Annotated in this window: 28 protein-coding genes; 13 read left to right on the forward strand and 15 right to left on the reverse strand. The window is 43.5% G+C overall.

Annotation, left to right across the window (positions count from 1 at the left end; translation table 11 throughout):
• The first annotated feature begins 124 nt into the window (after positions 1 to 124).
• The 10 genes from I2494_RS01415 (at position 125) to gstA (ending at position 10,645) form a co-directional block, all read left to right on the forward strand.
• Positions 125 to 1,831, forward strand: coding sequence for a formate--tetrahydrofolate ligase (locus tag I2494_RS01415; protein WP_218465751.1), 1,707 nt, complete (start codon positions 125 to 127; stop codon positions 1,829 to 1,831).
• 114 nt (positions 1,832 to 1,945) lie between these two features.
• Positions 1,946 to 2,527: an electron transport complex subunit RsxA gene (rsxA, locus tag I2494_RS01420; protein WP_130591367.1), complete on the forward strand. Its 582-nt coding sequence runs from the start codon at positions 1,946 to 1,948 to the stop codon at positions 2,525 to 2,527.
• On the forward strand, positions 2,527 to 3,105 hold the full coding sequence (rsxB, locus tag I2494_RS01425) for an electron transport complex subunit RsxB (RefSeq protein ID WP_218465750.1): 579 nt from the start codon (positions 2,527 to 2,529) through the stop codon (positions 3,103 to 3,105). The genes rsxA and rsxB overlap by 1 nt, the downstream gene beginning before the upstream one ends.
• Entirely contained in the window at positions 3,098 to 5,281 is a 2,184-nt protein-coding gene (gene rsxC / locus I2494_RS01430) for an electron transport complex subunit RsxC (protein ID WP_218465749.1), read from the forward strand. Before rsxB ends, rsxC begins: the two co-directional genes overlap by 8 nt.
• Positions 5,282 to 6,331, forward strand: a complete 1,050-nt coding sequence (rsxD, locus tag I2494_RS01435) for an electron transport complex subunit RsxD (protein WP_218465748.1) — start codon at positions 5,282 to 5,284, stop codon at positions 6,329 to 6,331.
• Positions 6,332 to 6,340: 9 nt separating this feature from the next.
• Entirely contained in the window at positions 6,341 to 6,967 is a 627-nt protein-coding gene (gene rsxG / locus I2494_RS01440) for an electron transport complex subunit RsxG (protein WP_218465747.1), read from the forward strand.
• Entirely contained in the window at positions 6,968 to 7,663 is a 696-nt protein-coding gene (locus I2494_RS01445) for an electron transport complex subunit E (RefSeq protein WP_218465746.1), read from the forward strand.
• A gap of 19 nt (positions 7,664 to 7,682) precedes the next feature.
• A complete protein-coding gene (gene nth / locus I2494_RS01450) occupies positions 7,683 to 8,315 on the forward strand; it encodes an endonuclease III (RefSeq protein ID WP_218465745.1) in 633 nt (210 codons plus the stop codon).
• A 126-nt stretch (positions 8,316 to 8,441) separates the two neighbouring features.
• Positions 8,442 to 9,875 (forward strand): oligopeptide:H+ symporter, encoded by a 1,434-nt coding sequence (locus I2494_RS01455; protein ID WP_228350804.1) that lies wholly within the window; start codon positions 8,442 to 8,444, stop codon positions 9,873 to 9,875.
• 164 nt (positions 9,876 to 10,039) lie between these two features.
• Positions 10,040 to 10,645 carry a glutathione transferase GstA gene (gene gstA / locus I2494_RS01460; RefSeq protein WP_218465744.1) on the forward strand — a complete coding sequence of 202 codons (606 nt, stop codon included), beginning with the start codon at positions 10,040 to 10,042 and terminating at the stop codon, positions 10,643 to 10,645.
• 82 nt (positions 10,646 to 10,727) lie between these two features.
• Here gstA and pdxY read toward each other — a convergent pair whose 3' ends face one another.
• From pdxY to I2494_RS01500, 8 genes are all read right to left on the reverse strand, one after another.
• Positions 10,728 to 11,588, reverse strand: a complete 861-nt coding sequence (gene pdxY, locus I2494_RS01465; RefSeq protein ID WP_218465743.1) for a pyridoxal kinase PdxY — start codon at positions 11,586 to 11,588, stop codon at positions 10,728 to 10,730.
• Between the two features lie 128 nt (positions 11,589 to 11,716).
• A complete protein-coding gene (tyrS, locus tag I2494_RS01470) occupies positions 11,717 to 12,988 on the reverse strand; it encodes a tyrosine--tRNA ligase (RefSeq protein WP_218465742.1) in 1,272 nt (423 codons plus the stop codon).
• A gap of 105 nt (positions 12,989 to 13,093) precedes the next feature.
• Positions 13,094 to 13,747 (reverse strand): pyridoxamine 5'-phosphate oxidase, encoded by a 654-nt coding sequence (pdxH, locus tag I2494_RS01475; RefSeq protein WP_218465741.1) that lies wholly within the window; start codon positions 13,745 to 13,747, stop codon positions 13,094 to 13,096.
• Between the two features lie 99 nt (positions 13,748 to 13,846).
• Positions 13,847 to 14,155: an MliC family protein gene (locus I2494_RS01480; protein ID WP_218465740.1), complete on the reverse strand. Its 309-nt coding sequence runs from the start codon at positions 14,153 to 14,155 to the stop codon at positions 13,847 to 13,849.
• Positions 14,156 to 14,221: 66 nt separating this feature from the next.
• Positions 14,222 to 15,325, reverse strand: coding sequence for an anhydro-N-acetylmuramic acid kinase (anmK, locus tag I2494_RS01485; RefSeq protein ID WP_218465739.1), 1,104 nt, complete (start codon positions 15,323 to 15,325; stop codon positions 14,222 to 14,224).
• Between the two features lie 201 nt (positions 15,326 to 15,526).
• A complete protein-coding gene (gene slyA / locus I2494_RS01490; protein ID WP_218465738.1) occupies positions 15,527 to 15,970 on the reverse strand; it encodes a transcriptional regulator SlyA in 444 nt (147 codons plus the stop codon).
• Positions 15,971 to 16,311: 341 nt separating this feature from the next.
• A complete protein-coding gene (sodC, locus tag I2494_RS01495) occupies positions 16,312 to 16,833 on the reverse strand; it encodes a superoxide dismutase family protein (protein WP_218465737.1) in 522 nt (173 codons plus the stop codon).
• Between the two features lie 161 nt (positions 16,834 to 16,994).
• Positions 16,995 to 17,234, reverse strand: coding sequence for a DUF1289 domain-containing protein (locus I2494_RS01500; protein WP_218465736.1), 240 nt, complete (start codon positions 17,232 to 17,234; stop codon positions 16,995 to 16,997).
• A gap of 240 nt (positions 17,235 to 17,474) precedes the next feature.
• Between I2494_RS01500 and gloA the strand changes: the two genes are divergently transcribed.
• Together gloA and rnt are read left to right on the forward strand one after the other, a co-directional pair.
• Positions 17,475 to 17,882: a lactoylglutathione lyase gene (gene gloA / locus I2494_RS01505; protein WP_218465735.1), complete on the forward strand. Its 408-nt coding sequence runs from the start codon at positions 17,475 to 17,477 to the stop codon at positions 17,880 to 17,882.
• A 203-nt stretch (positions 17,883 to 18,085) separates the two neighbouring features.
• Complete coding sequence (gene rnt / locus I2494_RS01510; protein ID WP_218465734.1) at positions 18,086 to 18,739, forward strand: ribonuclease T; 654 nt, start codon at positions 18,086 to 18,088, stop codon at positions 18,737 to 18,739.
• Between the two features lie 48 nt (positions 18,740 to 18,787).
• Here rnt and I2494_RS01515 read toward each other — a convergent pair whose 3' ends face one another.
• The gene (locus I2494_RS01515) at positions 18,788 to 19,129 is read right to left on the reverse strand and encodes a Grx4 family monothiol glutaredoxin (RefSeq protein ID WP_218466022.1); all 342 of its coding nucleotides are present in this window, start codon (positions 19,127 to 19,129) and stop codon (positions 18,788 to 18,790) included.
• Positions 19,130 to 19,533: 404 nt separating this feature from the next.
• Here I2494_RS01515 and sodB point away from each other — a divergent pair, with 404 nt between their 5' ends.
• On the forward strand, positions 19,534 to 20,112 hold the full coding sequence (gene sodB / locus I2494_RS01520; RefSeq protein WP_218465733.1) for a superoxide dismutase [Fe]: 579 nt from the start codon (positions 19,534 to 19,536) through the stop codon (positions 20,110 to 20,112).
• Positions 20,113 to 20,176: 64 nt separating this feature from the next.
• Here sodB and nagK read toward each other — a convergent pair whose 3' ends face one another.
• The 6 genes from nagK to tmk all read right to left on the reverse strand — a co-directional run bounded on the left by nagK (position 20,177) and on the right by tmk (position 25,752).
• Entirely contained in the window at positions 20,177 to 21,088 is a 912-nt protein-coding gene (gene nagK, locus I2494_RS01525) for an N-acetylglucosamine kinase (protein ID WP_218465732.1), read from the reverse strand.
• Positions 21,089 to 21,170: 82 nt separating this feature from the next.
• Entirely contained in the window at positions 21,171 to 22,304 is a 1,134-nt protein-coding gene (locus tag I2494_RS01530; RefSeq protein WP_218465731.1) for an AAA family ATPase, read from the reverse strand.
• A complete protein-coding gene (locus I2494_RS01535) occupies positions 22,301 to 23,011 on the reverse strand; it encodes an RNA ligase family protein (protein WP_218465730.1) in 711 nt (236 codons plus the stop codon). Before I2494_RS01535 ends, I2494_RS01530 begins: the two co-directional genes overlap by 4 nt.
• A gap of 326 nt (positions 23,012 to 23,337) precedes the next feature.
• Positions 23,338 to 24,114 carry a metal-dependent hydrolase gene (locus I2494_RS01540; protein WP_218465729.1) on the reverse strand — a complete coding sequence of 259 codons (777 nt, stop codon included), beginning with the start codon at positions 24,112 to 24,114 and terminating at the stop codon, positions 23,338 to 23,340.
• 28 nt (positions 24,115 to 24,142) lie between these two features.
• Positions 24,143 to 25,120 (reverse strand): DNA polymerase III subunit delta', encoded by a 978-nt coding sequence (holB, locus tag I2494_RS01545; protein WP_218465728.1) that lies wholly within the window; start codon positions 25,118 to 25,120, stop codon positions 24,143 to 24,145.
• Positions 25,117 to 25,752, reverse strand: coding sequence for a dTMP kinase (gene tmk / locus I2494_RS01550; RefSeq protein WP_218465727.1), 636 nt, complete (start codon positions 25,750 to 25,752; stop codon positions 25,117 to 25,119). Before tmk ends, holB begins: the two co-directional genes overlap by 4 nt.
• Between the last annotated feature and the right edge of the window lie 2 nt (positions 25,753 to 25,754).

Below are 25,754 nucleotides of genomic sequence, written 5' to 3' on the forward strand. Positions count from 1 at the left end.
AACTTAAAAAACAAATAAAATGATTATTCTTGCCCTTTTTTACTTTGATTTATGACATAATTTGGCCTTCGCTTACTCCCGCCCACTGGGTATCTTGATTTTAATACATAGGATCATGTAGAGAATGGCATCTTCACCATCACTTAAGCCAATTCAAGAAATTGCACAACGTTATGGCATCACTTCAGAATACCTTATCCCTTATGGCTCCAGTATGGCCAAAGTCGATTTGTCATTAATCGATCCTCAGGCTTCTAAAGGTAAACTGGTTTTAGTTTCCAGCATTACTCCGACGCCATTGGGTGAAGGTAAAACCGTGACCACTATTGGTTTAAGTCAGGGTTTTAATTTTATCGGCAAACCCTGTATCGCCTGTATTCGCCAGCCAAGTCTTGGCCCAGTGTTTGGTGTGAAAGGTGGTGCGGCTGGCGGCGGAAAGGCTCAAGTGTTGCCAATGGAGAAACTAAACCTTCATCTTACCGGTGATATCCATGCAATAACTGCCGCGCACAATCTGGCCGCTGCCGCATTAGATGCTCGTTTGTATCATGAACACCGTTTAGGCGATCAGTTTACCGAGCAAACTGGCCTGCCAATGTTAAATATTGATATCAACCATATTCTTTGGAAGCGTGTAGTTGACCACAATGACCGTGCTTTGCGCCATATAATGGTTGGCGTCGGTGGTGGCGTTAACGGTGTTGAGCGCGCTGATGGTTATGATATTACGGCCGCTTCTGAACTGATGGCGATCCTTGCGCTGTCAGAAGACCTGAAAGATATGCGTCAACGTATTGGTCGCGTCATCCTTGCTCTCGATACTCACGGTAAGCCCATTACCGCAGAGCGTTTGGAAGTCGCCGGTGCCATGACAGTATTAATGAAAGATGCCATCCAGCCAACGCTGATGCAAACCAGTGAAAATACACCGGTGCTGATCCATGCCGGGCCTTTCGCCAATATTGCTCATGGTAACTCTTCTGTTATCGCTGACCGTATTGGGTTGCAGCAAGCTGATTATGTTGTAACCGAAGCAGGTTTTGGTTCAGATATGGGAATGGAGAAGTTCTTCAATATCAAATATCGCCAGTCCGGTATCAAGCCATCCTGTGTAGTTCTGGTGGCAACGTTGCGTAGTCTGAAAGCTAATAGCGGTAAGTTTAATATTAAACCAGGGCAACCACTGCCAGCGGAAATCGCTGAAAGTAATGTTGAACTATTAGCTCAGGGGTGTCAGAACTTAGGTTGGCATATTGCTAACGCCAAACGTTATGGTTTACCGGTAGTCATTGCCATTAACCGATTCCCAACTGATTCAGGCGAAGAGCTGGAATATCTGCGCGAATATGCTCTGTCTTGTGGTGCGGAAGGTGTAGAAATCAGTGATGCTTTCGCTGCTGGCGGTGCCGGAACCGCAAAACTGGCTGAACTGGTTTCCCGTGTTTGCGAAAAACAACAGGAAGTTACCCTACTTTATCCTGATAACATTAGCCTGTTGGAAAAAGTGCAGACCCTGGTTAATACTTACGGCGCAAAACAAGCGGTTCTGACCGCTCAAGCCTCTGACCAGTTAGCACAACTGGAGAAAGCCGGGTTTGGTCATCTTCCGTTATGTATAGCAAAAACGCCGTTGTCGATCAGCGCCGATCCTGCATTAAAAAATGTGCCAAAAGATTTTACTGTCACTATTTCTTCTTTCCGGGTTTCTGCCGGTGCTGGATTTATCCGTGCTTATGCAGGAAATATTATGACTATGCCGGGTTTAGGTACTTTACCCGCCTATCGTAATATTGATATCGACCAATCCGGGGATATTATTGGCTTGAGCTAACGCCGTTTAATTTACCTCAATAGAGGTAAATACCAATACCCCTACACTTACAGTGTTGTGATTAAGCCGCCAATTATTGATAATATGGCGGCTTCTTCTCTTTTAGGCAGTTTAATGAGCGATTATTTGCTACTTTTTGTTGGCACTGTTTTTGTCAATAACTTCGTGTTGGTTAAGTTTTTAGGCTTATGCCCTTTTATGGGAGTGTCGAAAAAGCTGGAAACAGCCATCGGAATGGGATTAGCAACAACATTTGTGCTGACGCTTGCCTCCATCTGTGCATGGCTGGTTGAGAATTATATTTTAGAACCGTTAGGGTTGTCTTACTTGCGCACCCTGGCGTTCATTTTTGTTATCGCCGTTGTGGTTCAGTTCACAGAGTTAGTCGTGCGTAAAACCAGCCCGGTACTTTACCGTTTGCTGGGAATATTTTTACCATTGATTACCACTAACTGTGCGGTGCTGGGCGTAGCGTTACTTAACGTTAATCAATCACACAATTTTATGCAGTCTACCGTGTATGGTTTTAGCGCTGCAGTTGGGTTTTCATTTGTTATGGTTCTTTTTGCCGCTATTCGTGAACGTCTGGCCTCTGCTGATGTACCGGCTCCATTTAAAGGTTCATCCATCGCGTTAATTACCGCCGGATTAATGTCACTGGCATTTATGGGCTTCACAGGGTTGGTAAGGTTTTAATGTTTTCTTTATGGTCCAGCATTATTGCACTCACGCTACTGGCGTTGGTGTGCGGTGCTATTTTAGGTTTTGCTGCCCGCCGTTTTCAGGTGGATGCCGATCCTATCGTTGATAAGGTTGAGGCTCTATTGCCCCAAAGCCAGTGTGGTCAATGCGGTTATCCTGGCTGTCGCCCCTATGCAGAAGCCGTAGCTAATAATGGTGAAATGATTAATAAATGCGCCCCTGGTGGTGAGGCTGTGATGCTAAAACTGGCGGATACACTGGGCATCGAACCTCAAGCGCTTGATCAAACTACGATGGAAAGTAATCCGGTGCGTAAGGTGGCATTTATTGATGAAAATAACTGCATTGGCTGCACCAAATGTATTCAGGCTTGTCCTGTTGATGCCATTGTCGGCTCAACCAGGGCTATGCATACCGTAATCACCGATCTTTGTACCGGATGCGATCTTTGTGTTGCCCCTTGCCCTACTGACTGCATTGAAATGCGCCCGATAGAACAGACAACTTCAACCTGGAAATGGGACCTGCAAGCCATATCTGTTAAAGTGATAGAGATTAATTCACATGTTTGATCTATTTGCTAAGTTTAGAAAAACCAAAGTTTGGGATTTCGATGGTGGCATTCATCCTCCGGAGATGAAAGATCAGACGCGTCTTATCCCTATCAGACGTTCTGCGCTACCGGATTATCTACAGATCCCTCTGCAACAGCATCTTGGGCCAGAGGGTGAGCTGTTGGTTAAAGAAGGCGATTATGTCTTTAAAGGCCAAAAGCTAACTACCGGTAAAAATCGGGCTTTACCGGTACATGCATCCACATCCGGTACTGTGATAAATATCGATTATTATCCAAGTACCCATCCATCTGCCATTCCCGAACGCTGTATTCGCCTGAAACCAGATGGGCTTGAACAGTGGGCTGAGTTACATGCATTGGATGATTACCGCTCTTATACACCAGAACAGTTAATCGCTCATATTCATCGTTCTGGTATTGCCGGGCTGGGAGGCGCAGTATTCCCTACCGCCAGTAAAATTAATGGTGCATTGAGCCGGGTAAAAACTCTGATTATTAATGGCGCTGAATGCGAACCTTATATTACCGCTGACGATCGGCTCATGCAGGAGTACGCCGATGAGCTAATTACCGGTTGTGAAATCCTGCGTCATATACTGAAACCTGAAAGCATTCTGATTGGTATTGAAGATAATAAACCCGAGGCAATTCAGCAGTTGAAAGATGCGTTACAGCGTAACGGATCTGCCGATATTGCTCTGCGTGTTATCCCGACCAAATACCCTTCCGGTGGTGCAAAACAGTTAACTAAAATTCTTACCGGACTTGAAGTACCTCATGGTGGACGCTCCTCGGATATTGGAGTGTTAATGCAAAACGTTGGCACGGTATACGCCATCAAACGTGCTGTGATTAATGGTGAACCGCTGATTGAACGTATCGTTACCTTAACAGGAGATGCGCTTCAGAATAAGGGTAACTTTTGGGTTTTGTTAGGCACTCCGGTCTCTGAATTGCTGAAACAGATGCAGTATCAACCTCAAACCAAACCGATGGTAATTATGGGCGGCCCATTAATGGGCTTCGCATTACCGGATATCCAGGTACCGGTAACCAAAATGAGTAACTGTATTATTGCTCCGTCCAGCGATGAGATTGAACCACCGCAACAGGAACAGGCCTGTATTCGCTGTACCCAGTGTGCTGATGCCTGTCCTGCTGGATTATTGCCTCAGCAGCTTTATTGGTTTAGTCGCGGCAAGGAACATGAAAAAGCACGCAACTATAATCTATTCGACTGTATTGAATGTGGTGCCTGTGCTTACGTTTGCCCCAGTAATATTCCTTTGGTTCAATATTACCGTCAGGAAAAAGCAGAAATACGCGAGCAAGATCAATTAGCTGAATTGGCTCGTACCGCTAAAATTCGTTTTGAAGCCAGACAGGCTCGTCTGGAAAAAGAGAAATTAGCACGTCAACAACGCCATAAAAAGGCTGAAACCCGTTTAGATGATAAAGACAACCATATTATTCAGGCCGCTCTGGAGCGAGTAAATCAGCAAAAATCCGTTGAAAATAGTAATAGCTCAACAATACCGGTAATTAAATCCGTTGATGGCAAATTACTACCGGATAACAGTGCTGTTATTGCGCTCAGGCAGGCCAGAAAAGCCCAGCGACAAGTCACTGAACAATCTGCACCCTCCACTAACAGTAACGTTGATGCTGAACAAGATTCACGTAAAGCCGCGTTGGCGGCTGCTATAGCTCGTGCTAAAGCAAAAAAAGGACAACAGCAGCAAGATGAAATAAAACCTGTTGAGCAGAATGTTTCTTCGGAGACATCGAATACTGATGAGCGTAAAAATGCGGTTGCCGAGGCTATCGCACGTGTTAAGGCGCGTAAAGCACAGCAACAAGCTGACTCAATGCCTGCTGCCGCCGCCATAGTTCAAAAAGACACAACGTTTACTCAACAAGCCACATCACCTGCTGACGATCGCAAAGCTGCTGTAGCTGAAGCTATTGCTCGCGCTAAAGCGCGAAAAGAGCAACGTCAGGAGATACAGCAGCAATCTGAATTCTCGGAACAACAAGACCAAATCATTGAGACGCAACCAGTAGCAGAAGTCGATGAACGTAAAGCTGCCGTTGCCGAGGCTATTGCTCGGGTGAAAGCCCGTAAAGCTCAACAGGCCGCACTTCAGTTAACCGCAACAGGTGAAGAATAGATGTCATTTCGTATAACCAGTTCACCATTTTCACACAGTCAGCAATCAACACAGCGATTAATGTTGTTGGTGGTACTGGCCTGTATACCGGGAATTGCTGCTCAATGGTATTTCTTTGGTTACGGTAATTTAATTCAAGTTGTGCTGGCTTCATTTGTTGCCTTATGTGCTGAAGCCGCGGTATTAAAGCTGCGACATCAGCCAATTGCCTCCCAGCTAAGTGATAATTCTGCCCTACTAACCGCCCTATTATTAGGTATCAGCATTCCTCCTCTGGCACCCTGGTGGATTATTGTTATCGGGACTTTTGCCGCTATTGTAATCGCCAAGCAGCTGTATGGTGGTTTAGGACAAAATCCTTTCAATCCGGCAATGGTCGGCTACGTTATTCTGTTGATCTCCTTCCCGGTGCAAATGAGCAGTTGGTTGCCTCCAGCTCCGCTGCAGGCAACCCATATCAGCCTGATGGATACGCTGAGTATTATTTTTAGCGGACACAGCACGCAAGGTGATGATGTGTTCAAATTAATGCTAGGGGTTGATGGTGTCAGTCAGGCCACACCGTTAGATACCTTAAAGACCGGACTGCGCAGCGGTCACAGCATTACTGAAGTATTAAGTCAGCCCATTTATAACAGTTTGGGGGGTATTGGCTGGCAGTGGGTAAACGTCGGATTCCTGCTTGGCGGACTATTCCTGCTTGGGAAAAAAGTGATCCAATGGCATCTCCCCGTTAGTTTTCTGCTGACGCTAGCCATTGTCTCCACCATTGGCTGGCTACTGGATCCCTCACATAATGCGGCTCCGTGGTTTCACCTGTTTTCGGGAGCCAGCATGTTATGCGCCTTTTTTATTATTACCGATCCGGTAACAGCGTCTACTACGGTAAAAGGTCGGTTGATTTTCGGTGTGTTAGTTGGCGTACTGGTTTGGCTGATTCGTAGTTATGGCGGTTATCCTGATGCGGTAGCTTTTGCTATTTTACTGGCAAACATTACCGTACCGTTGATCGACCACTATACTCAACCTCGTGCTTATGGACATCGCTAAGGAGCCCCCATGCTGAGTACCATGAGACGACACGGCCTGACGTTAGCGCTTTATGCCGCACTGGCAACCGGTATTACTTCAGGTGTTTATCTGCTGACTAAATCCACCATTGAGAAACAGGCGATTCAACAGCAAAAAGCGCTTTTTGATCAGGTTATTCCGTCAACTGTTTATGATAATGCACTACAGAATGAATGTTACGTTGTCACCGACAAGTCTTTAGGAACCGATAGCGCCCATCGGCTATTTATTGCCCGTAAAGGTTATGCTCCGGTAGCGGCGGTAATAGAAACCACTGCTCCTGATGGCTACTCTGGCGCTATTCAATTGATGGTTGCCGCTGATTTTAATGGTAATGTGCTAGGCGTTCGTACTCTTGAACATCATGAAACGCCCGGACTGGGCGATAAAATAGAGTTACGCATTTCCGACTGGATCACCCATTTTGCCGGTAAACAGGTTGATGGTGAGCAGGATAAGCAATGGCTGGTACGCAAAGATGGCGGTATGTTTGATCAATTTACCGGAGCCACTATCACTCCCAGAGCAGTGGTAAAAGCGGTAAAACAAACAACGCTCTATATACAGCAACATCACCAGCAATTTGAGTCATTACCCCACTGTGAGGCAGAGTAAATGAGCGAAATAAAGACGCTGCTTAATCAGGGTTTGTGGAAGAACAACTCTGCGCTGGTTCAGCTATTAGGCCTTTGCCCATTGCTGGCAGTATCCTCTACCGCAACCAATGCTCTTGGACTTGGCCTTGCTACTACATTAGTTTTGGTTTGTACTAACGTGGCGGTATCTGCCCTGCGCCGCTGGGTACCACAAGAGATCCGCATTCCTATTTACGTTATGATCATTGCCTGCGTAGTTACCGTCGTTCAATTATTGATTAATGCCTACGCCTATGGCCTGTATCAATCATTAGGTATTTTCATTCCTCTGATTACCACCAACTGTATAGTTATCGGTCGGGCAGAAGCCTACGCCGCACAAAACCCGGTGTCTTTATCTGCGCTGGATGGCTTTGCTATGGGTTTTGGCGCCACTATAGTGCTGTTTATTTTGGGCGGCATGCGTGAGATTCTGGGAAATGGTACCCTGTTTGACGGAGCCGATTCTCTGTTGGGTTCCTGGGCTAAGGTACTACGTATCGAGGTGTTGCATCTGGATAATGCTTTCCTGTTAGCAATATTACCTCCCGGTGCTTTTTTAGGCCTCGGTTTTCTACTGGCATTGAAATATGTTATTGATGAGAAAGTTAAAGCCTATAAACAAAAAACCACAGAGGTAAAAGTTTCTACTCTGTCAGGTGAAAACATTAAATAATAAAGTAAGGATACCCGGTTTGAATCAGGCAAAACGCATAGAAATATTAACCCGGCTGCGTGATAACAACCCAACGCCAACCACTGAACTGGCGTTCTCCAGCCCATTTGAACTATTGATCTCGGTGTTACTTTCAGCACAGGCAACCGATGTTAGCGTAAATAAAGCAACCGCCAAACTCTACCCAATTGCCAATACGCCTGAAACAATTTTGGCATTAGGAGTTGATGGTGTTAAAGAGTACATCAAGACTATTGGCCTGTTTAACAGCAAGGCTGAGAATGTCATTAAAACCTGCCGTATTCTAATTGAAAAGCATAACAGTCAGGTACCTGAAGATCGCGCAGCCCTTGAAGCCTTACCGGGAGTGGGTCGTAAAACCGCCAATGTCGTCTTAAATACTGCTTTTGGTTGGCCAACGATTGCGGTCGATACCCATATTTTCCGTGTCTGTAATCGTACTCGTTTTGCCCCAGGTAAGACCGTTGAGTTAGTAGAAGAAAAGTTACTTAAAGTCGTTCCTGCTGAGTTTAAAGTAGATTGCCATCACTGGTTAATTTTACATGGCCGCTATACCTGCATTGCTCGTAAGCCTCGTTGTGGTTCTTGTTTAATTGAAGATCTGTGCGAGTTTAAAGAAAAAACCGAATAGTACACAACATGTAGATGGCCGTAATCTGGTGATAACTCCTTGGGTTTTCTGCTACTTTAACTAAACTTAAAGCCATAATTAACCAATATCGCCGCTCGTTAGACGATCTTAAAGTCAGAGGTGATCGTGTCTATAGCAACTCAGGATCTTTTTAACCAGCCCCGAACGTTCTATCTGGTATCAATATTGGAGTTATGGCAGCGTTTTAGCTATTACGGTTTACAAAGCATTCTCGTTCTCTATTTTGTCTGGCAGCTTGAACTGACGCAAGCCGATGCTTTCAGACTGTTTTCTACCTATGTTGCTTTAGCTTTTGGTTTTATTTCCGTTGGTCGCTGGCTGGGTGAACAGGTTATAGGCATCAGGCGCAGCCTGCTTTTAGGTTCATTAGTTATGATGAGCGGCTATGTCCTGTTAGTCTTTTCCAGTCATCAAAATGGACTTATTTATCCCGGACTGGCGACTATTGCTGTAGGACATGGACTGTTTAAAACTATACCTGCGTCTCTGCTGTCTGATACTTACAACCGTACGCGATTTACGCTGTACCACATTCTGGCTTGTTTTGGCTCTATTATCTCGATACTTTTGACCCCCTGGATTGCTCACCATTATGACTGGAATATAGCTTTTTCTTTGGGTGTATTTGGTTTGTTTCTGGTTATTATTCATCTGATTTTCGGTAAACATTACCTCAATAACCATGGAAGCCTGGCCGATCAACAACCTGTTCCATTAAAGATAATCTTGCTGGTAACAGTTATTATCGCTGTCGCCATCATTTTCAGTACTTTCTTATTGCACAATCAAGCCATTGCCCCCTGGATTTTGGCCGTTTTATTCATCGCCAATATCCTGTTTTATTGGAAACAGCTCGTTCGTCTTGAGCCCGTAATGCGCCAAAGAATAGGTGTTATTTTTATTCTGTTAGCAATGGTGTTTGTCTTTTTCGTGCTCTATCTTCAGATACCTACTTCCCTTAATTTTTTTGCTATTAACCACGTTTCACATCAGGTATTCGGTATTTCGTTTTTGCCGGAACAATTTCAGGTACTAAATCCTATTTGGATTATCATTACCGCCCCTATGCTGGCAGCCTTATATAACCGGCTGGGTAGTTACCTGCCTATTCCCCATAAGCTCGCTATTGGAATGGTACTTTGTTCCGCTTCATTTCTGGTTTTACCTTGGGCAGCGGCTTTCTCTGACAGCTCCGGTTTTATCTCTGCTAACTGGTTAATTTTAAGTTATGCATTACACAGCATTGGTCATCTGTCTATTTCAGCATTAGGGCTTATCGTAGTTAACCGCATGGTACCGTCTGAATTGAAAAACTTTATCACCTCAATATGGTTTTTCACCTTTGCGGCGGCGGCACTAACGGCGGGCAAAATTGCAGCACAAACAATCGCCCCATTAAACAGTGATTCCCCTTATATTTCTTTGGCGTTATATAGCGAATGGTTTATGAAGATTGGCATTTTTACTGCCGTTATTGCGGTATTGATGGTTATCTCGGCACCTCTCATACACAGAATGATGCAAAACAATCAACGATAACTTAATGGCGACTTAATTGATTAAACTTACGCTTTACCATTTTTTTACTGATATTTAGTTACTATTTCACAACATATATCAAACATCTTTCAGGCAGGATAGAATACGATACCTTAACGCTTCATACCGTTAATCTTATACCTTTAACTGCTCGGAGAGTTTTAATGAAATTATATTATAAGCCAGGTGCCTGTTCTTTATCTCCCCATATCATTTTGAATGAAAGCGGTCTTAACTACTCGGTAGAAAAAGTGGATTTAGCCACCAAAAAAACTGAGCATGGTGCAGATTTTCTGGCCGTCAATCCAAAAGGACAAGTTCCTACTCTGGAGTTAAATGATGGCAGTATTTTGACGGAAGGTGTGGCTATTGTTCAGTACATTGCACATAAAGTTCCGGGTAAACACCTGATGCCTGGCGTAGGAACACCAGAATATTATCATGCTATTGAATGGCTGAACTTTGTTTCAACTGAATTGCATAAAGGCTTTAGCCCTCTGTTTAATCCACAGACGCCTGAAGAGTATAAGAAAATTGCTAAAGAGAAATTACTTAAGCAATTTACCTATGTTGATAGCGTACTGGAAAAGCAAGATTATGTTTTAGGTGCATCATTTAGCGTAGCCGATGCCTATCTGTTTACCGTAACCCGTTGGGCCGCTGCGGTTAAACTGGATCTGAGCGCATTAAAATCACTGGCTGCTTATATGGAACGAATTGCCGCCAGACCAGCGACAGCCGCTGCGCTTAAAGCTGAAGGCTTACATTGATTATTTCTTAGTCAGAAGATAAAAAACGGGCTAAAAGCCCGTTTTTTTATTTGTAAACATTACGATACATATCGATGTAATCTTAGAGTTTAATTGCTTTAAAATGATGTTCCGGATTAACCATTTTGTCCTGTGCAGCCACCAATTGCAGCTCGTACTTCCCTCTGCGCTGGGTCTCCAGCATCACCTCATAAACAGCCGCGGTGACATGTTCTAATGCATCAGGTAATGATTTTTCCAGTAATAAATTAACCAGCAATAAGCCACTGGTGATGTCACCCACCCCAACCGGCTGACGAGGTCCAAAATCGACCAGAGGACGACTGATATGCCAGGCTTCATCAGGCGTAACCAAAGCCATTTCAAAGGCATCGGCACGATAACCAGCTCGACTCAAATGCTTAACTAAAATCAGCTCAGGGCCTTGTTTACACAATTCACGAGCGGCGCTGACAACCTCATCAACCGAAGTAATGGTTTTACCGCTTAATATTTCTAACTCCAGCAGGTTTGGTGCCATCATATCGCTAAGAGGTAATGCCTCCTGACAGAAAAATTCTGAAACGCCTGGGGCGACAATACAGCCCTTTTCCGGATGCCCCATCACAGGATCGCAAAAGTATCGCGCCTTAGGATTTGCGGCTTTAACGGATGCTACTGCATTTAAAATGCTCTTTCCCTGCTCCGGTGAACCAATATAACCACTCAGAACGACATCACAATGTACCAACTGATTAATTTCACTGATGCCACGGACAATATCCGTTAAATGGCTGGCGGGCATTACACACCCTTCCCATTGACGGTACTGGGTATGGTTAGAAAACTGTACCGTATTTAGCGGCCATACGTTCACACCCATTCTGCGCATAGGAAATTCAGCCGCGCTATTCCCTGCATGGCCATATACCACGTGGGATTGAATGGATAAGATATTTTTCATGATGGCATGTCCCTAATATAAGAAAGGTATTAGCAATATTGTGTCAGATATCAAACGCCGAATGCTATGCTCAAGGCAAAAAATTCGGCCGCTGAGCGACCGAATTTATGGAACAATTTATTTCCAGCTTATTTCCAAATCAGCAAACAATAATGTTTTTTACCACGACGCAATAACGTATAGCGATTAAACAAACGATCGCTATCGGTGAAGACATATTCCGGGCTGGATTGTTTTTCACCGTTGATGGTTACGGCATTTGAGCTAATCATGGTTCTGGCCTGGCCGCGCGACGGTACCAGCTCTGCACTGACTAACGCTTGCTGTAAATCAGCCCCCTTCTCCAGCTCAACGGCAGGCATACCATCCTGAGCCAGTTGAGCGAAGTCTTCTTCGGTAATATCCGCCAGTTCACCAGAGAATAAGCTTTGAGTGATGCGTTTTGCTGCATCTAACCCTTTAGCACCATGCACTAAATGGGTTACTTTCTCTGCCAGCACGTATTGAGCACGCGGCGCTACGCCGCTGTTTTTGTCTTCTTCTTCCAGTGCATTAATCTCTTCAATACTCATAAAGGTGAAGAATTTCAGGAAGCGATACACATCCGCATCAGCAGTGTTGATCCAGAACTGATAAAACTTATAAGGACTGGTTTTCTTCGGATCTAACCAAATCGCACCACCTTCAGTTTTACCAAATTTAGTACCATCAGATTTAGTAATTAACGGTACGGTAAAGCCATAAGCTTGTTTCTGATGCAGACGACGGGTTAAATCGATACCGGAGGTGATGTTGCCCCACTGATCGGAACCACCGATTTGTAATTCAACGCCATGTTCTTTATTCAGACAGGCAAAATCATAGGCTTGTAGCAAGTTATAGGCGAACTCAGTGAAAGAGATTCCGCTATCATCACGATTCAGACGCTGTTTTACCGCTTCTTTATTAATCATCGCGTTAACTGAAAAATGCTTACCAATATCCCGCAGGAAAGTCAGCACTTTCATACCACCAAACCAATCGTAGTTGTTGGCCATCTTGGCGCTGTTGCTGCCACAATCAAAATCCAGGAACGGTGAAACCTGCTGACGAATTTTATCCACCCAATCAGCAACCGTATCTTCGGTATTCAGTTTACGTTCAGCTGCTTTAAAGCTAGGGTCACCAATCAAACCGGTAGCACCGCCTACTAATGCAACGGGCTGATGTCCGGCTAACTGAAAACGTTTTAAACACAATAACGGAACCAAATGGCCCAAATGCAAGCTATCAGCGGTAGGATCGAAGCCACAATACAGTGCGATAGGCCCTTGCGCCAGTCGTTCTGCCAGTGCCTCTTCGTCCGTAACCTGGGCTACCAGCCCCCGCTCCTGCAATTGTTTAATCAGGTTATTCGCCATCGATACATAACTCCGTTGTTATAAGTTGCGATATTTATTACCGCTGAATTAATTAGTTTTAATGAACTGGATAGCATAAACGCCGATTAACGCAATGACCAGTATTTAAGGTGCCAGTCGATCAATATTCCAGTGATTTTCTGCACGCTGATAAACAAATCTATCGTGTAACCGATTTACTCCACCTTGCCAAAACTCCATTTCCTCAATACTGACGCGGAATCCACCCCAAAAACTGGGTAATGGAACTTCACCCTGAAGAAATTTCTGTTTTAACTCCAGAAATTTACTTTCCAATACGCCACGGGTTGAAATTCGGGATGATTGCTGAGATACCCAGGCGGCAATCTGGCTGTCTTTAGGACGTGAGTGAAAATATTTCAGCACTTCGATGGATGAAAGACGCTCGGCCTTACCGGAAACCATTACCTGCCGGTCAAAAAAGTGCCAGGGAAACAATAAATTAACCTGATTATTTTGTGCAATTTGTTGCGCCTTGCGGCTGCCCAGATTGGTATAAAAGACGAAACCTTTTTCATCATAATGCTTTAGTAACACAATACGCTGAGAAGGCCGCCCTTGAGCATCAACGGTAGCAACGCACATTGCGGTAGGATCGGGGATTTGAGCTTCACAGGCTTGTTTTAACCATAATTCAAACAAAACCAGCGGATCTTCAGGTAAATCTTTTCGGCGCAAACTACCCTGAGTGTATTCACGCCGTAGGTCAGCAATATCATCACTTAATTGAGTTGGCATAATCAGAAAACCTATGGGTATCTTATTTTGCCTTATCTTGCACTCACTGCTGTCGGATTTCAAACCTTGCAGGAAAGAAAATCCACAGAAAAAAATCGATTACTGAACCAGCTTACAGTCGTTAATAATGATATCGTCACCTTTTAATACCATTGCCGTATCACCTTTAGACCAGAAAGAGTATTTGCTATTACTGTATTTCGCACCGGAAGCAGACACCACCTGATGAAGCAGTTGAGGTTCTCCGGCAATAATGACATTAACTGTCTGTTTTTCATTATTCAGTATCACAGCCAGCGATTGCCCCTCACATTGGTAACTAAGTGCGGTGCCTTCAACCCGCTGCTCTGTTGTCACTGTACAACCAACTAACCCTATAACGAAAACCCCGGCTAATAACTTTTTCATCATTGTCTCCCATGGTTGATGATAAGAAAAATAGAATACCAATAGATTGATGTATCTAAGTTTAGACTATGGCGTGTAGATAGCCCCTAACACGGTTGCTCTGGATGCTCCGGTAACTGCCGGCAAATTTCCTGGCAATCCCGATAGTGTACGAGCAGCCAGCCAGGCAAAAGCAATAGCTTCCATATCATCACCGCTTATGCCGTAGTTATCTGTGGTATCTACGACAGTTTCTGGAAGGACTTCAGCCATACGCGTCATCAGATAGGGATTCCGCGCACCGCCGCCGCATACTAATAATCGGTCACAACCACCTGAAGCTTTTACCTGATCGATAATGGTTCGCACGGTTAACTCAGCCAGCGTAATTTGTACATCCTGAGGTTTGAGATGAGGAAAATTGATTAAATGATGTTGTAGCCACTGTATATTAAAATACTCTCTCCCGGTGCTTTTCGGAGCCGGTAGCGCAAAATAGGCATCAGACATCATCTGCTGTAATAAAGATTCGCTAATTTGCCCCTGACGTGCCCACATCGCGTCTTTATCATAAGGTAACCCTCGCTGTTGTTGAATCCAGGCGTCCATCAGCATATTCCCCGGGCCAGAGTCAAAACCCGTGACATCCCTCCCCGGTATCAACAAAGATAAATTAGCAATACCGCCAATATTCAGAATAATTCGCCGCTCATCTTCCACCATCAGCAAGGCCTGATGAAAAGCAGGCACCAATGGCGCACCCTGCCCACCAAACGCCATATCTTTACGGCGAAAATCGCCAACAGTCACAATACCGGTACTGGCAGCAATGCGATTGTTATCTCCAAGCTGCATCGTAAAAGGGTAAGTCCCATCCGGCTGATGCCAGACCGTTTGCCCGTGGCATCCAATAGCAGTAATTGTTTCTGGTTTAATATGGTGAGTATTCAATAAACCCTGAATAGCTTCAGCGAACAAAATACCTAAACGAAGATCTAATTGACCAATTTGAGATAACGTAGTCTTTTGTCCCTGACATACTGACAAAACATCTACTTTGAGATCGACAGGCATAGGGTGTGAATAGCTGGCAATTTGTGTCACAGCAACATTATCAATTTCGACTAATGCAACGTCGACACCATCCAGACTGGTACCTGACATAACGCCAATATAGTTGCCTGCTTTCATGATTAATACCTTCTCAATAATTGTGATGAATAAATCAAAATGACCACAACAGGTATTAGAGCAAAAAAATCAGCAATTGCCAGAGATTAATCGAGGAAAGTGTGGGATATCTTTTTATACAGAGACAAGGTGCACACCCCCTGACGGGGGTGCTTAACCATTAAATACGCGAAGTTATTTAATCTGATGTTCACCAGAAAACTATTTTCCAGATAAATCAGCAATATTTTGCTCAAACTTCCTGATCAGATTGACAAATGTTGCTAACTCTTCGTCCTTGACGCCGCGCAGAATGCCTTCTCTAACGCCATCAACAACCTCTTTCACCTGATTCAAAATTGGCTTGGCATCTTCTGTCAGATTAATTTGTTTTGCTCTGCGATCGCATGGGCAAGGATCTCTTCTGACATAGCCCATACCCTCTAATTGATCTAAAGTACGGACTAATGAAGGTTGTTCTATTCCAATTGCTTTCGCTAATTGTATTTGTGATTGATTTGGAGGTAGCCCATTTAGATAGTAAAGCGTAATCCAATGTGTTTGAGTTAAGCCGATTGGTTTAAGCTGAAGATCAATGATGCTTCTCCAGCTACGTACTAAACGTGCAATATCCGCACCTAATGTATATTCTGTTTTTGAATTCATGTGTTAATCCGATAGTAGTAAAGTAAATGATATTATTACAAAGCTAATTATGGCTTTTTTCACCACTCAATTGCTAATAATTAAAACATTAATCTGCAATTAATTTCAATAAATATGATTTGAACGACAATTAACATGTACTTTAATCATTCAAATTAAGATGATGATTTATTTTTATCTTTAATTTCAAATAGTTGAAATCATAATTGATATATTAATTAATTTTGAATTAATTACTGTATTAATGTTAAATAATTACAGATCGGAATTAACGCCAACATATATTGGCGTTAATAGGTGGAAAAGAGTTAAATTAATTAAGTAATAATATGTGTGATAAATTAATTAATTACGCCACAAGCCGATCTTGCTCCGCCACCACCAAGTGGTTCTGGATGATCGTCATGATTGTCTCCACCAGCATGAACCATCAAAGCGTGGCCTTTAATTTGGCCAATAGTTTTCAGACGCGGGGCTAATACGGGATAAGTCGCTGTACCATCAGCCGTAGCGTAAATTGCCGGTAAATCACCTAAATGGCCATTAGCATAAGGCCCCAGATGCTTACCCGTCTTCTCCGGGTCAAAATGCCCCCCCGCAGCTAATGCAGCAACTGATTTACCCTCTTTCATTCCTGGTTCGCAGCTTCCTTTTTCATGAATATGGAATCCATGTACACCTGCTGGTAATGATTTCAAGTTAGGAGTAAATAGCAACCCATAATCTGTTTCACTAATGGTTACACTACCTATTGATTGTCCGATTCCTTCAGCGGAAACACTATTAACAGGAACCTCAACCGTTGCAGCCTGAATCCCACCTGAAATAACCAGAGCAGCTAATGCAGTTAAATAACGTTTCATTGTTTATCCTTTTAATAAATCGCTTATTATGTAAGCAATATTATTATGAGTGATAAATGAAGTAATTGCAGGGTAAACATCAAGCTAAGTGATCGTTATCACGCTATGTAAAATAAACGAAAGCGTTTTAACTTGCTAATAACCAAAAAGAAGTAGTTAATTTAAAATAAAGAAGGTTGCTCTGGTTGATTATCATCTTGCCCAACGGCTTTTCGATTTCGGATGAGCCTACGCTGGTGACAAAGCCGTAAAACATCACGTTTTTCAGTATCACTTAATGTCATCCATTTGAAACGTTCATCCCTACTTCTAAAGCAGCCCAGACAATATCCCCGGCTGTCACTTTGACAAACGCCGCGGCATGGCGAAGGGATATCAAAAAATTCCAGTTGCTGTGGCATAGTCGGACTCAGTGTATTACTTAGCAGACAAAATAATCAGTATTGATAGGTAATAGATTGAACTATGATAAAAAGCAAGGAGTTTATTGTATTCAGGCATGACTGATGCCCCTACGCTCCGATTGATACTTACTGTATCAATCCACTAAACACTTCGGTTCAGTCTCGGGTATACTGGACAGCAGATAGACTTGTTTGAAAATACCGAGTGAAAGTTTTAACAACCAAGAGGATAACGACATGCGTTTGCTTCATACCATGCTACGAGTAGGTAATTTACAGCGTTCTATTGACTTCTATACCAAAGTATTAGGTATGCGTTTATTACGCAGCAGCGAAAATACCGAATATAAATACTCGTTAGCATTTGTCGGCTACAGTGATGAAAGTCAAGGTGCAGTTATTGAGCTGACTTATAACTGGGGTGTCGAAAGTTATGAGATGGGAACGGCATTCGGTCATATCGCTCTGGGTGTTGATAATGTTGCTGCTACCTGTGAACAAATACGTCAGGCGGGTGGAAATGTTACTCGCGAAGCGGGCCCGGTAAAAGGTGGTTCCACTATTATTGCATTCGTTGAAGATCCTGATGGCTATAAAATTGAACTGATCGAAAATAAGCAAGCCAGTCAAGCATTGGGCAACTAATTAATATTTTCTTTTCTAATCGTTGAGCATGCTTCGGTATGCTCAATAAACACCCTCTTTTTCTCATTTTATTCTTTTTTGATGATCGGTTAGCTTTATTTCTTAATTTGAGGTTACCTCAATCTAAGATAACGATTATACCAAGCATCAGAGAGTAAAATTTGGCATAATAGCGACTTGAAAATTTTAAAGAACAGGTAGACATGTCTGATAATAATACTCAAAACAGTTTAAGCGAGCGTTTCCGTGGGTTTTATCCCGTTGTAATTGATGTGGAAACCGCAGGATTTGACGCAAAAACTAACGCGTTATTAGAAATAGCTGCCTTTACCTTAAAAATGAACGATCAGGGTTGGTTGATGCGCGATCAATCCTTGCATTTTCATATTGAACCTTTCGAAGGTTCAATACTTTCTCCTGATGCTTTAGCCTTCAACGGTATCGACCCAACTAATCCACTGCGTGGAGCAGTCAGTGAGCACGATGCGTTGCATGCTATTTTCAAAATGGTACGTAAAGGAATTAAAGACCAGAACTGTAATCGGGCTATTGTTGTTGCGCACAATGCCACATTTGATCATGGTTTTCTGATGGCTGCCGCAGAACGTGCAGGCCTGAAGCGTAACCCTTTTCACCCTTTTGCCACCTTTGATACGGCTGCATTAAGTGGTTTAGTACTTGGGCAAACTGTACTGGCAAAAGCTTGTATTACGGCGGGTATCGCTTTTGATAGTTCTCAGGCTCATTCGGCTCTTTACGACACAGAAAGAACCACTGAACTATTTTGCGAACTGGTTAATCGTTGGAAGAAACTTGGTGGTTGGCCAGTAACGCCTGACCAGCAAGTCAGAGACTAACGATAAAAAGCCCCGCTCTTCGGGGCTTTTTATGGCAAAACCGATTAATTACTCTGCGTCCGGAGAACCTGCATTTGCAGCAGCTTCTTTCAACAATGCCTGCAACTCACCACGTTGATACATTTCCAGAATAATATCGCAGCCGCCAACTAACTCACCGTTCACCCATAATTGAGGAAAAGTTGGCCAGTTAGCATATTTAGGTAATTCGGCACGAATATCAGGGTTTTGTAGGATATCTACATATGCAAAACGCTCGCCACAAGCAGACAGCGCCTGAACAGCCTGAGCGCTGAAACCACAGCTAGGTAGTTTTGGAGAGCCTTTCATATAGAGTAAAATTGGGTTTTCAGCGATTTGGCGCTGAATCTTTTCTAGTGTTGTCATTATTTTGCTTCCTCAAGCAGACATTGCGCTTATTGTATGACTATTGTAGCGGCTATATTGACAGGAAAAAATACCACTTTTTATAGGGTTATAGTATAGCAGACGGAGAACATTCTATAATGTCTGACTTATAACCTAATTACCTGATTTATTTCGAGCTTAAATTAATCTCTCAGGCAATTTTTATTTTTCTCCGGTTCCTTTGATACCAACACCTTCATTGATGAATCTTTTTATGACGCCGATCTTTTCCACTATTTCCCTTTAAATATAAAAAAAAGTTGATAAAATCATAAGTTATAACAAAGTAACAACAGTTTTTTTGCAAATGACTCATGATTCATACAACTGGTTACTCAGGGTTGATGAAATCAATGAGCACTATTTTTTTCTTGAGGAGCAATAAAATGTCATTTGAATTACCAGCCCTTCCTTATGCTAAAGATGCCCTGGAACCACATATTTCCGCTGAAACTCTGGACTATCACTACGGTAAACACCACAACACCTATGTTGTTAACCTGAATAACTTAATAAAAGGTACTGAGTTTGAAGGTAAATCTTTAGAAGAGATCGTTCTGAAATCTTCTGGTGGGATCTTCAATAACGCAGCTCAAGTCTGGAACCATACCTTTTACTGGAACTGTCTGGCGCCTAAAGCAGGTGGTGAACCTACTGGTGCACTGGCAGACGCCATTGTTAAAAACTTCGGTTCTTTCGCAGCTTTTAAAGAGCAATTATCTGATTCAGCTGTAAAAAACTTTGGCTCAGGTTGGACCTGGCTGGTAAAAAAAGCTGATGGTAAATTAGCTATCGTAAATACTTCCAATGCGGCTAACCCAATGACCGATGGCGATAAGCCACTGTTAACCGTAGACGTATGGGAACATGCTTACTACATCGATTACCGTAATGCCCGTCCTAAATATTTAGAAAATTTCTGGGCGCTGGTTAATTGGGAATTTGTTGCTAAAAATCTGGCATAATTCTCCAGTAACACAAAAATGCCGCATATAATTGCGGCATTTTTTATCTAAAAGTATTGCTCGATTAATCTACCAAATTAAGACAAGCTGCCCCCCGAGCTCCCCCGGCGTCACCATAACGCGCCTTCTCAATGGCCGGCAGGGTTGCCATACCATACAAGTACTGAGGTAAATACTCAGGTAATAAGCGATAGATTTCATCAAACTGCGACAATCCTCCACCAATGACCAGCAAATGCGGGTCGAATAGTGTCAGAATATTACCGAGGTAGATGGATAAGACGGTAAGGTAACGTTCAACATGAACTTTAGCTGATGCATCACCCGCATAATAATTCTCAATGATTTGCACTGCGGTCAGCGGGTTGTGATAAAAGCTACGGTAGATACGCTCAAACCCAGGCCCCGCCAAATAGCCTTCAAAACACCCCATTTTACCGCAGCCACAAACTATTTGAGGTACCGCATCCGTCAGAACTTTATCAGCAGCACTTGTCAGATTCAAATGCCCTATTTCACCGGCAATACCGTTTTTCCCGGAAATGACTTTTCCGTTAACCACAAAACCACCGCCTACACCAGTACCCAGAATTAATCCCAGTACCGTTGGATATTGCCGAAACTCAGGCGCCCATGCTTCAGACAGAGCAAAACAGTTAGCATCATTGTCTATTTTCACCGGGCGTTGTAAACATTGAGTCAAATCAGCAACCAGAGGTTTATATTTAGCCGCCGGGACATTGGTGGTAAACACCGTTCCCTCTTTAGCATTAACAATTCCTGGTATGCCGACACCAATCTGCCCTTTAGTATTGAACCGCTGGTCAGCTTCATTAGTCAGATCGATAAATACCTGTAGCAGAGCCTGATAATCATCTTTAGGCGTTGGAACTCGCTTCTGCCATAACTGATTTAAGTCTGCATCAAAGACAGCCAATTCCGTCTTTGTGCCACCCATATCAAAACCATAATACATATCAGACTCCTAAATAATATTTATCCCTGACTATAGCCTTTGAGGCTATGATTTAACAATCAGTTAAATCATAGAAAATACACTATAAAAACGCCGACTCTATTCGACCATCAATATAATAAATAACCTCATGCGCTTCTTCCGGAACCGGTAACTCCAGTTTAGCTAACATACGTTCCATCACCATATTGGGTACTGCATAGGTTCGGGTGTTATTTTGTTGTTTCCATTTCACATAAGGTACTTCTATGTACACCACCCTGACTCTGGCTTTATAGCTGACAAACAGATTTATCAGTTGTTGACGCATCTGATGGGTAATATTAGTCGCATTCCAGATAAAATCTTCACCGCGCCGTAATTTCTCTCTTGCCAGCTGTTTAGCCTGTTGGACTACCCAACCATTCGCCATTTTGTCATCTGGCGCAATACGATGTTGCCGACGAATATCGTCCAGGCTAATTACTGGTAATGACGGAAAATATTGCTGAATATAGCTATCCTTTCCCATTCCCGGTAATCCGGATAATAACGTGACCTGACTTTGATAATTATCATAAGGTTGGTAATCCGGCGATGCATTGTCAGTAGAGAAATAACGATATCTGGCTTCCACAGAGGGAAATTCCCGTGCCTGTCGCCAGCACTGTTGTTCAGAGCAATACAGCTCAAACAGTTCAATACGATTTAATAATTCTTCTGCATCAGTACATTCCCAACCAAGTACATCTGCTTTGGCAAGGAGTGCCAGCAAATGCGTATCGACCCGTAAGGATGCAGAAAACAGTGACTTTTGTGGATCCTGTTTTTCCATAATCCACAAGGGTAGTCCATGATAACGTACCAAAGCAGCTATCATCTCTCGGATAGCAAAAGGTGTAGCCAGATCCCTAAATAGAATCTGGCGTGCAGTCAGCTCACCTTTACGGGCATGTCCGGGTGAAACAATACGTCCATCATAATCGATTCGGGTAGTACTGCGTTTTTCCACATCGTGAAGCAATGCAGCACTCCATAAGACTTCCTGCTGTAACACCGTTAATCGCTGATATTCAGGTAATGATATCAGCGCGGCTAATACATGTTGAGTATGTACCGACACATCGCCTTCGGCATGGTGATACGGATCCTGCATGACACCATCCATATCAGCGACCCATGAAAAATTCTGCCGCAGGAATGGCCATGACTTATCACTGCTTAGCATCCAGCTCATTTCAAGCCTCCTGTTGCATCTCGTTCATAATAAAGCGGCGCTCGCTGCCAGTTACTCTTCCAGTGAATATCGGTTTTCACATGATTTTTTCGTACATACTTAAATACGTTATGAGAAAAATCCGCTACCGGATAGGCCTCACTATTACGGGTAACAATTCCCTCCATCGAACAACGTTGATGGGAATGCGTATCCCAGGATTCAAAATGACTCTCCTGACCTGCATGCTGAATAATCAGGCTACTGAATGCTGACTCACTGGTTGCTTCAATAACATCTATTTGTGGAATACGAGGAAAATCAAACAGCTCGGCATAAAAACCAACCTCTTCCCAACTTAGCCACATATCTTTATGACGTACGGCAAATACAAAGAAATAATCCTCCAGTTTGTGATACTCAATGGAGTGAATGGCATACAGATTTTCACCAAAAATTTCTATATCACCTAAATCATCTTTGATTAATTGCCAACGCTGGCGAATCTGCTGGGTCCAGGCCGATTGTGTTGGTGCGGCGTGAGAACGAGCAAATACACCATATTTATTCAGGCAGTTATTTTCACCATCCAATTTCTCGGTATGTATCAGGTTAGGTATCCTTTCAATATCACACCACCATTGATGGTTGATACGATCGTCACTGGTGGTTCCCGGAGAAAATGGATAATGGTAAGTTCTGCCATATTTTCTCGATTGCATATCCATAATGCTAATCCATTTTTTAGATGCACATTATTTCATTACGAGACTATCCGACATTGGTATTCCGCGATTGCGGACTAACAGTATTAATTCGTTAAAAACAGATTCGTTGAAATAGTTGTGCAGAGTTCATCCTACCCAAATGAGCAGATGATAGTGCGTAAAACAGAGGGATTTTAACGCGGTGTAACTTGAAGGCGGGCGCATCTTAACAGGGTAAAGATGACTTTATCAACAGATTATGGATAAATATTATTACCGGGTAGAAAACAAATCGCCAGACAAAACATCAATCACTGTCTGGCGATCCGGGATAATTGAAACTTAAGTTACAGCGTAACTTTAAATAATTGACTAAAATTCCTGGTGGTAATTTCAGCAAACTCTTCCAACTCAACGCGCTTTAATACCGCCAGATACTCCGCCACATCACGTACATACGCAGGTTGATTCTCTTTACCTCGATGCGGTACCGGTGCCAGATAAGGCGAATCTGTTTCAACTAACATTCTATCCAGAGGAACATAGCGGGCTGCTTCACGTAAGGCATCAGCATTACGAAAAGTGACTATCCCTGAGAATGAAATATAAAAACCAATATCTAAAAGCTTTTTGGCAGTATCGCAATCTTCCGTGAAACAGTGCAGAACACCACCGCACTCATCCGCTTTCTCTTCTTTCAAAATAGCTAATGTATCGGTACGTGCATCGCGAGTATGAACAATCACTGGCTTATTCAATTCTCGCCCTACCTGGATATGCTGACGAAAACAGTTTTGCTGCAGTGGAATATTATCTTTTTGATAATAGTAATCCAGCCCCGTCTCACCCAGAGCTATTACACGAGGATCGTCAGCCAACGTCAGTAACTCTTCCTGTTGGTAAACTTCATCCAGGTTTAATGGATGAACGCCACAAGAAAGAAATACTTCGTCATGTCCGGCCACCATCTGCTTCAACGTTTTAAACCCGGGCAGTGTAGTAGACACCGCCAGACAGGCTTTAACATCACGCATTCTTGCCTGTTGAAGTACGCTGCTGAGGTCAGTGTGCAGTCCGGCGTAATCCAGACCATCAAGGTGGCAATGTGAATCAACTAAATACATAGGAATATTAACTCGTTAGAATAGATAATCAGGCCAGTAAGCTATCAGCCTGATTTAGCATATTGGTCAGTAACAACTCTTTGTTTACACCGGCAACGCTTAGCAGTTCATATCGACAATTTAACCAATCGTGTGCCAGTTGATTAAATAGCGAAGTTGATCCCATCGTAGCCAGCCGTTGTATTAGCAGTATGCAATCCTGATTAACCACAAAGTTTGCTGCACCCTGCTGATATTTAACCACATCTAACAACAGGGAAACGGACCAGTGGATACGCTCATTGGCGTTATCATGATTAAGCTGCGGTAAAAATGACAGTAAATCCCGCTGAGAGAATGCGCTATCCAATCCCTGACACACTGCTTCTCTCTGTTTCCACACTTCCGCGGTCAACAATTGTTGTGCCGCTAACGGGGCGCCATGGCTAAGCCGCAATGCGGTTTTCAGGCTCTCCTGCTGTCCTGCATTCTGTCGTGACAGCCATTCAATACTGAATGCTTCATATGGGCAGCTCAGCGTCCACAACAAGCAACGGCTACGTATGGTTGCCGGTATTTGAGAAATTTCATGGCTACCTAATAAAAAATAGGTGCCTTCAGGCGGTTCTTCAAGGGTCTTCAGTAAAGCGTTGGCCGCAGCTTCACTAAGTAATTCAGATTGTGTAAACCAAACGGCTTTAACACCACCTTGCTGCGCATGATTATATAAGGTTTCTGTCAGTTGACGTATTTGATCCACACCTATCGCGGTCTTCCCTTTTTCAGGCTCAACCACATGCCAGTCAGGATGAGTGCCCGCTTTCATCAAATTACAGTTATGGCAAACGCCACAGGTCTTTTCCCCCTGCGGGTTTTGACACATCAGCCAACGACCCAGCGCCTGAATTAATAGCTCATCACCACATCCCGGCACGGATTGTAATAATAGTGCGTGATGCTTACGCTCAGAGGCATATTGAGCCACGAGTTGTTTATAGGCGGGCGTTAACCACGGATACCAAATCACGTGCGGTGCTCCAACCAATGATGTATTGCTGTTTGAATGTTGGCTGTCACTTTTTCTAATGGTTGTGATGCATCAATTGTCACAATGCTCGGATCCACTTGTGCCAGTTCAAGATAGCGTTGACGAGTTCGTTCAAAAAAGCCCAGTGACTCTTTCTCAATACGATCCAGTTCACCACGAGCTCTGGCGCGCTTTAGTCCGGCCTCCGGTGGGATATCCAGATATAATGTCAGATCCGGACGAAAATCGCCCAAAACGGTATCTCTCAAGGTTGTCATCAATTGATTATCGATTCCCCGACCTCCGCCTTGATAAGCCTGAGAAGAGAGATCGTGGCGATCGCCTACCACCCAATCGCCTCGACTTAATGCCGGTTTAATCACATTTTCAACTAGCTGAACCCGTGAGGTATACATCATTAAAAGTTCAGCCTTATCTGTCAGAACTTCATCTCCAACACCCTGCTTTACCAGCTCACGTAACTTCTCCGCCAGCGGTGTTCCCCCTGGCTCACGGGTAAAGACAATATTTTGGATACCACTATCGCGCAGTGCTTTTACCACAGTATCCCGGGCGGTGGTTTTACCTGCGCCTTCCAGCCCTTCAATAACAATGAATTTACCTTTGGTCATGC

This window comes from Limnobaculum allomyrinae, assembly GCF_016649425.1.
GTDB classification, from domain to species: Bacteria; Pseudomonadota; Gammaproteobacteria; order Enterobacterales; family Enterobacteriaceae; genus Limnobaculum; species Limnobaculum allomyrinae.

What these genes read in the sequence shown, in the direction of transcription:
- rsxG (WP_218465747.1), top strand. Translation starts at nt 6,341, where the DNA reads ATGCTGAGTACCATGAGACGACACGGCCTGACGTTAGCGCTTTATGCC.
- gloA (WP_218465735.1), top strand. Translation starts at nt 17,475, where the DNA reads ATGCGTTTGCTTCATACCATGCTACGAGTAGGTAATTTACAGCGTTCT.
- I2494_RS01480 (WP_218465740.1), bottom strand. Translation starts at nt 14,155, where the DNA reads ATGAAAAAGTTATTAGCCGGGGTTTTCGTTATAGGGTTAGTTGGTTGT.
- I2494_RS01530 (WP_218465731.1), bottom strand. Translation starts at nt 22,304, where the DNA reads ATGAGCTGGATGCTAAGCAGTGATAAGTCATGGCCATTCCTGCGGCAG.
- slyA (WP_218465738.1), bottom strand. Translation starts at nt 15,970, where the DNA reads ATGAATTCAAAAACAGAATATACATTAGGTGCGGATATTGCACGTTTA.
- tyrS (WP_218465742.1), bottom strand. Translation starts at nt 12,988, where the DNA reads ATGGCGAATAACCTGATTAAACAATTGCAGGAGCGGGGGCTGGTAGCC.
- nagK (WP_218465732.1), bottom strand. Translation starts at nt 21,088, where the DNA reads ATGTATTATGGTTTTGATATGGGTGGCACAAAGACGGAATTGGCTGTC.
- rsxB (WP_218465750.1), top strand. Translation starts at nt 2,527, where the DNA reads ATGTTTTCTTTATGGTCCAGCATTATTGCACTCACGCTACTGGCGTTG.
- rsxA (WP_130591367.1), top strand. Translation starts at nt 1,946, where the DNA reads ATGAGCGATTATTTGCTACTTTTTGTTGGCACTGTTTTTGTCAATAAC.
- rsxD (WP_218465748.1), top strand. Translation starts at nt 5,282, where the DNA reads ATGTCATTTCGTATAACCAGTTCACCATTTTCACACAGTCAGCAATCA.
- sodC (WP_218465737.1), bottom strand. Translation starts at nt 16,833, where the DNA reads ATGAAACGTTATTTAACTGCATTAGCTGCTCTGGTTATTTCAGGTGGG.
- I2494_RS01415 (WP_218465751.1), top strand. Translation starts at nt 125, where the DNA reads ATGGCATCTTCACCATCACTTAAGCCAATTCAAGAAATTGCACAACGT.
- tmk (WP_218465727.1), bottom strand. Translation starts at nt 25,752, where the DNA reads ATGACCAAAGGTAAATTCATTGTTATTGAAGGGCTGGAAGGCGCAGGT.
- pdxY (WP_218465743.1), bottom strand. Translation starts at nt 11,588, where the DNA reads ATGAAAAATATCTTATCCATTCAATCCCACGTGGTATATGGCCATGCA.
- pdxH (WP_218465741.1), bottom strand. Translation starts at nt 13,747, where the DNA reads ATGCCAACTCAATTAAGTGATGATATTGCTGACCTACGGCGTGAATAC.
- I2494_RS01535 (WP_218465730.1), bottom strand. Translation starts at nt 23,011, where the DNA reads ATGGATATGCAATCGAGAAAATATGGCAGAACTTACCATTATCCATTT.
- I2494_RS01445 (WP_218465746.1), top strand. Translation starts at nt 6,968, where the DNA reads ATGAGCGAAATAAAGACGCTGCTTAATCAGGGTTTGTGGAAGAACAAC.
- sodB (WP_218465733.1), top strand. Translation starts at nt 19,534, where the DNA reads ATGTCATTTGAATTACCAGCCCTTCCTTATGCTAAAGATGCCCTGGAA.
- I2494_RS01500 (WP_218465736.1), bottom strand. Translation starts at nt 17,234, where the DNA reads ATGCCACAGCAACTGGAATTTTTTGATATCCCTTCGCCATGCCGCGGC.
- rnt (WP_218465734.1), top strand. Translation starts at nt 18,086, where the DNA reads ATGTCTGATAATAATACTCAAAACAGTTTAAGCGAGCGTTTCCGTGGG.
- gstA (WP_218465744.1), top strand. Translation starts at nt 10,040, where the DNA reads ATGAAATTATATTATAAGCCAGGTGCCTGTTCTTTATCTCCCCATATC.
- anmK (WP_218465739.1), bottom strand. Translation starts at nt 15,325, where the DNA reads ATGAAAGCAGGCAACTATATTGGCGTTATGTCAGGTACCAGTCTGGAT.
- I2494_RS01540 (WP_218465729.1), bottom strand. Translation starts at nt 24,114, where the DNA reads ATGTATTTAGTTGATTCACATTGCCACCTTGATGGTCTGGATTACGCC.
- rsxC (WP_218465749.1), top strand. Translation starts at nt 3,098, where the DNA reads ATGTTTGATCTATTTGCTAAGTTTAGAAAAACCAAAGTTTGGGATTTC.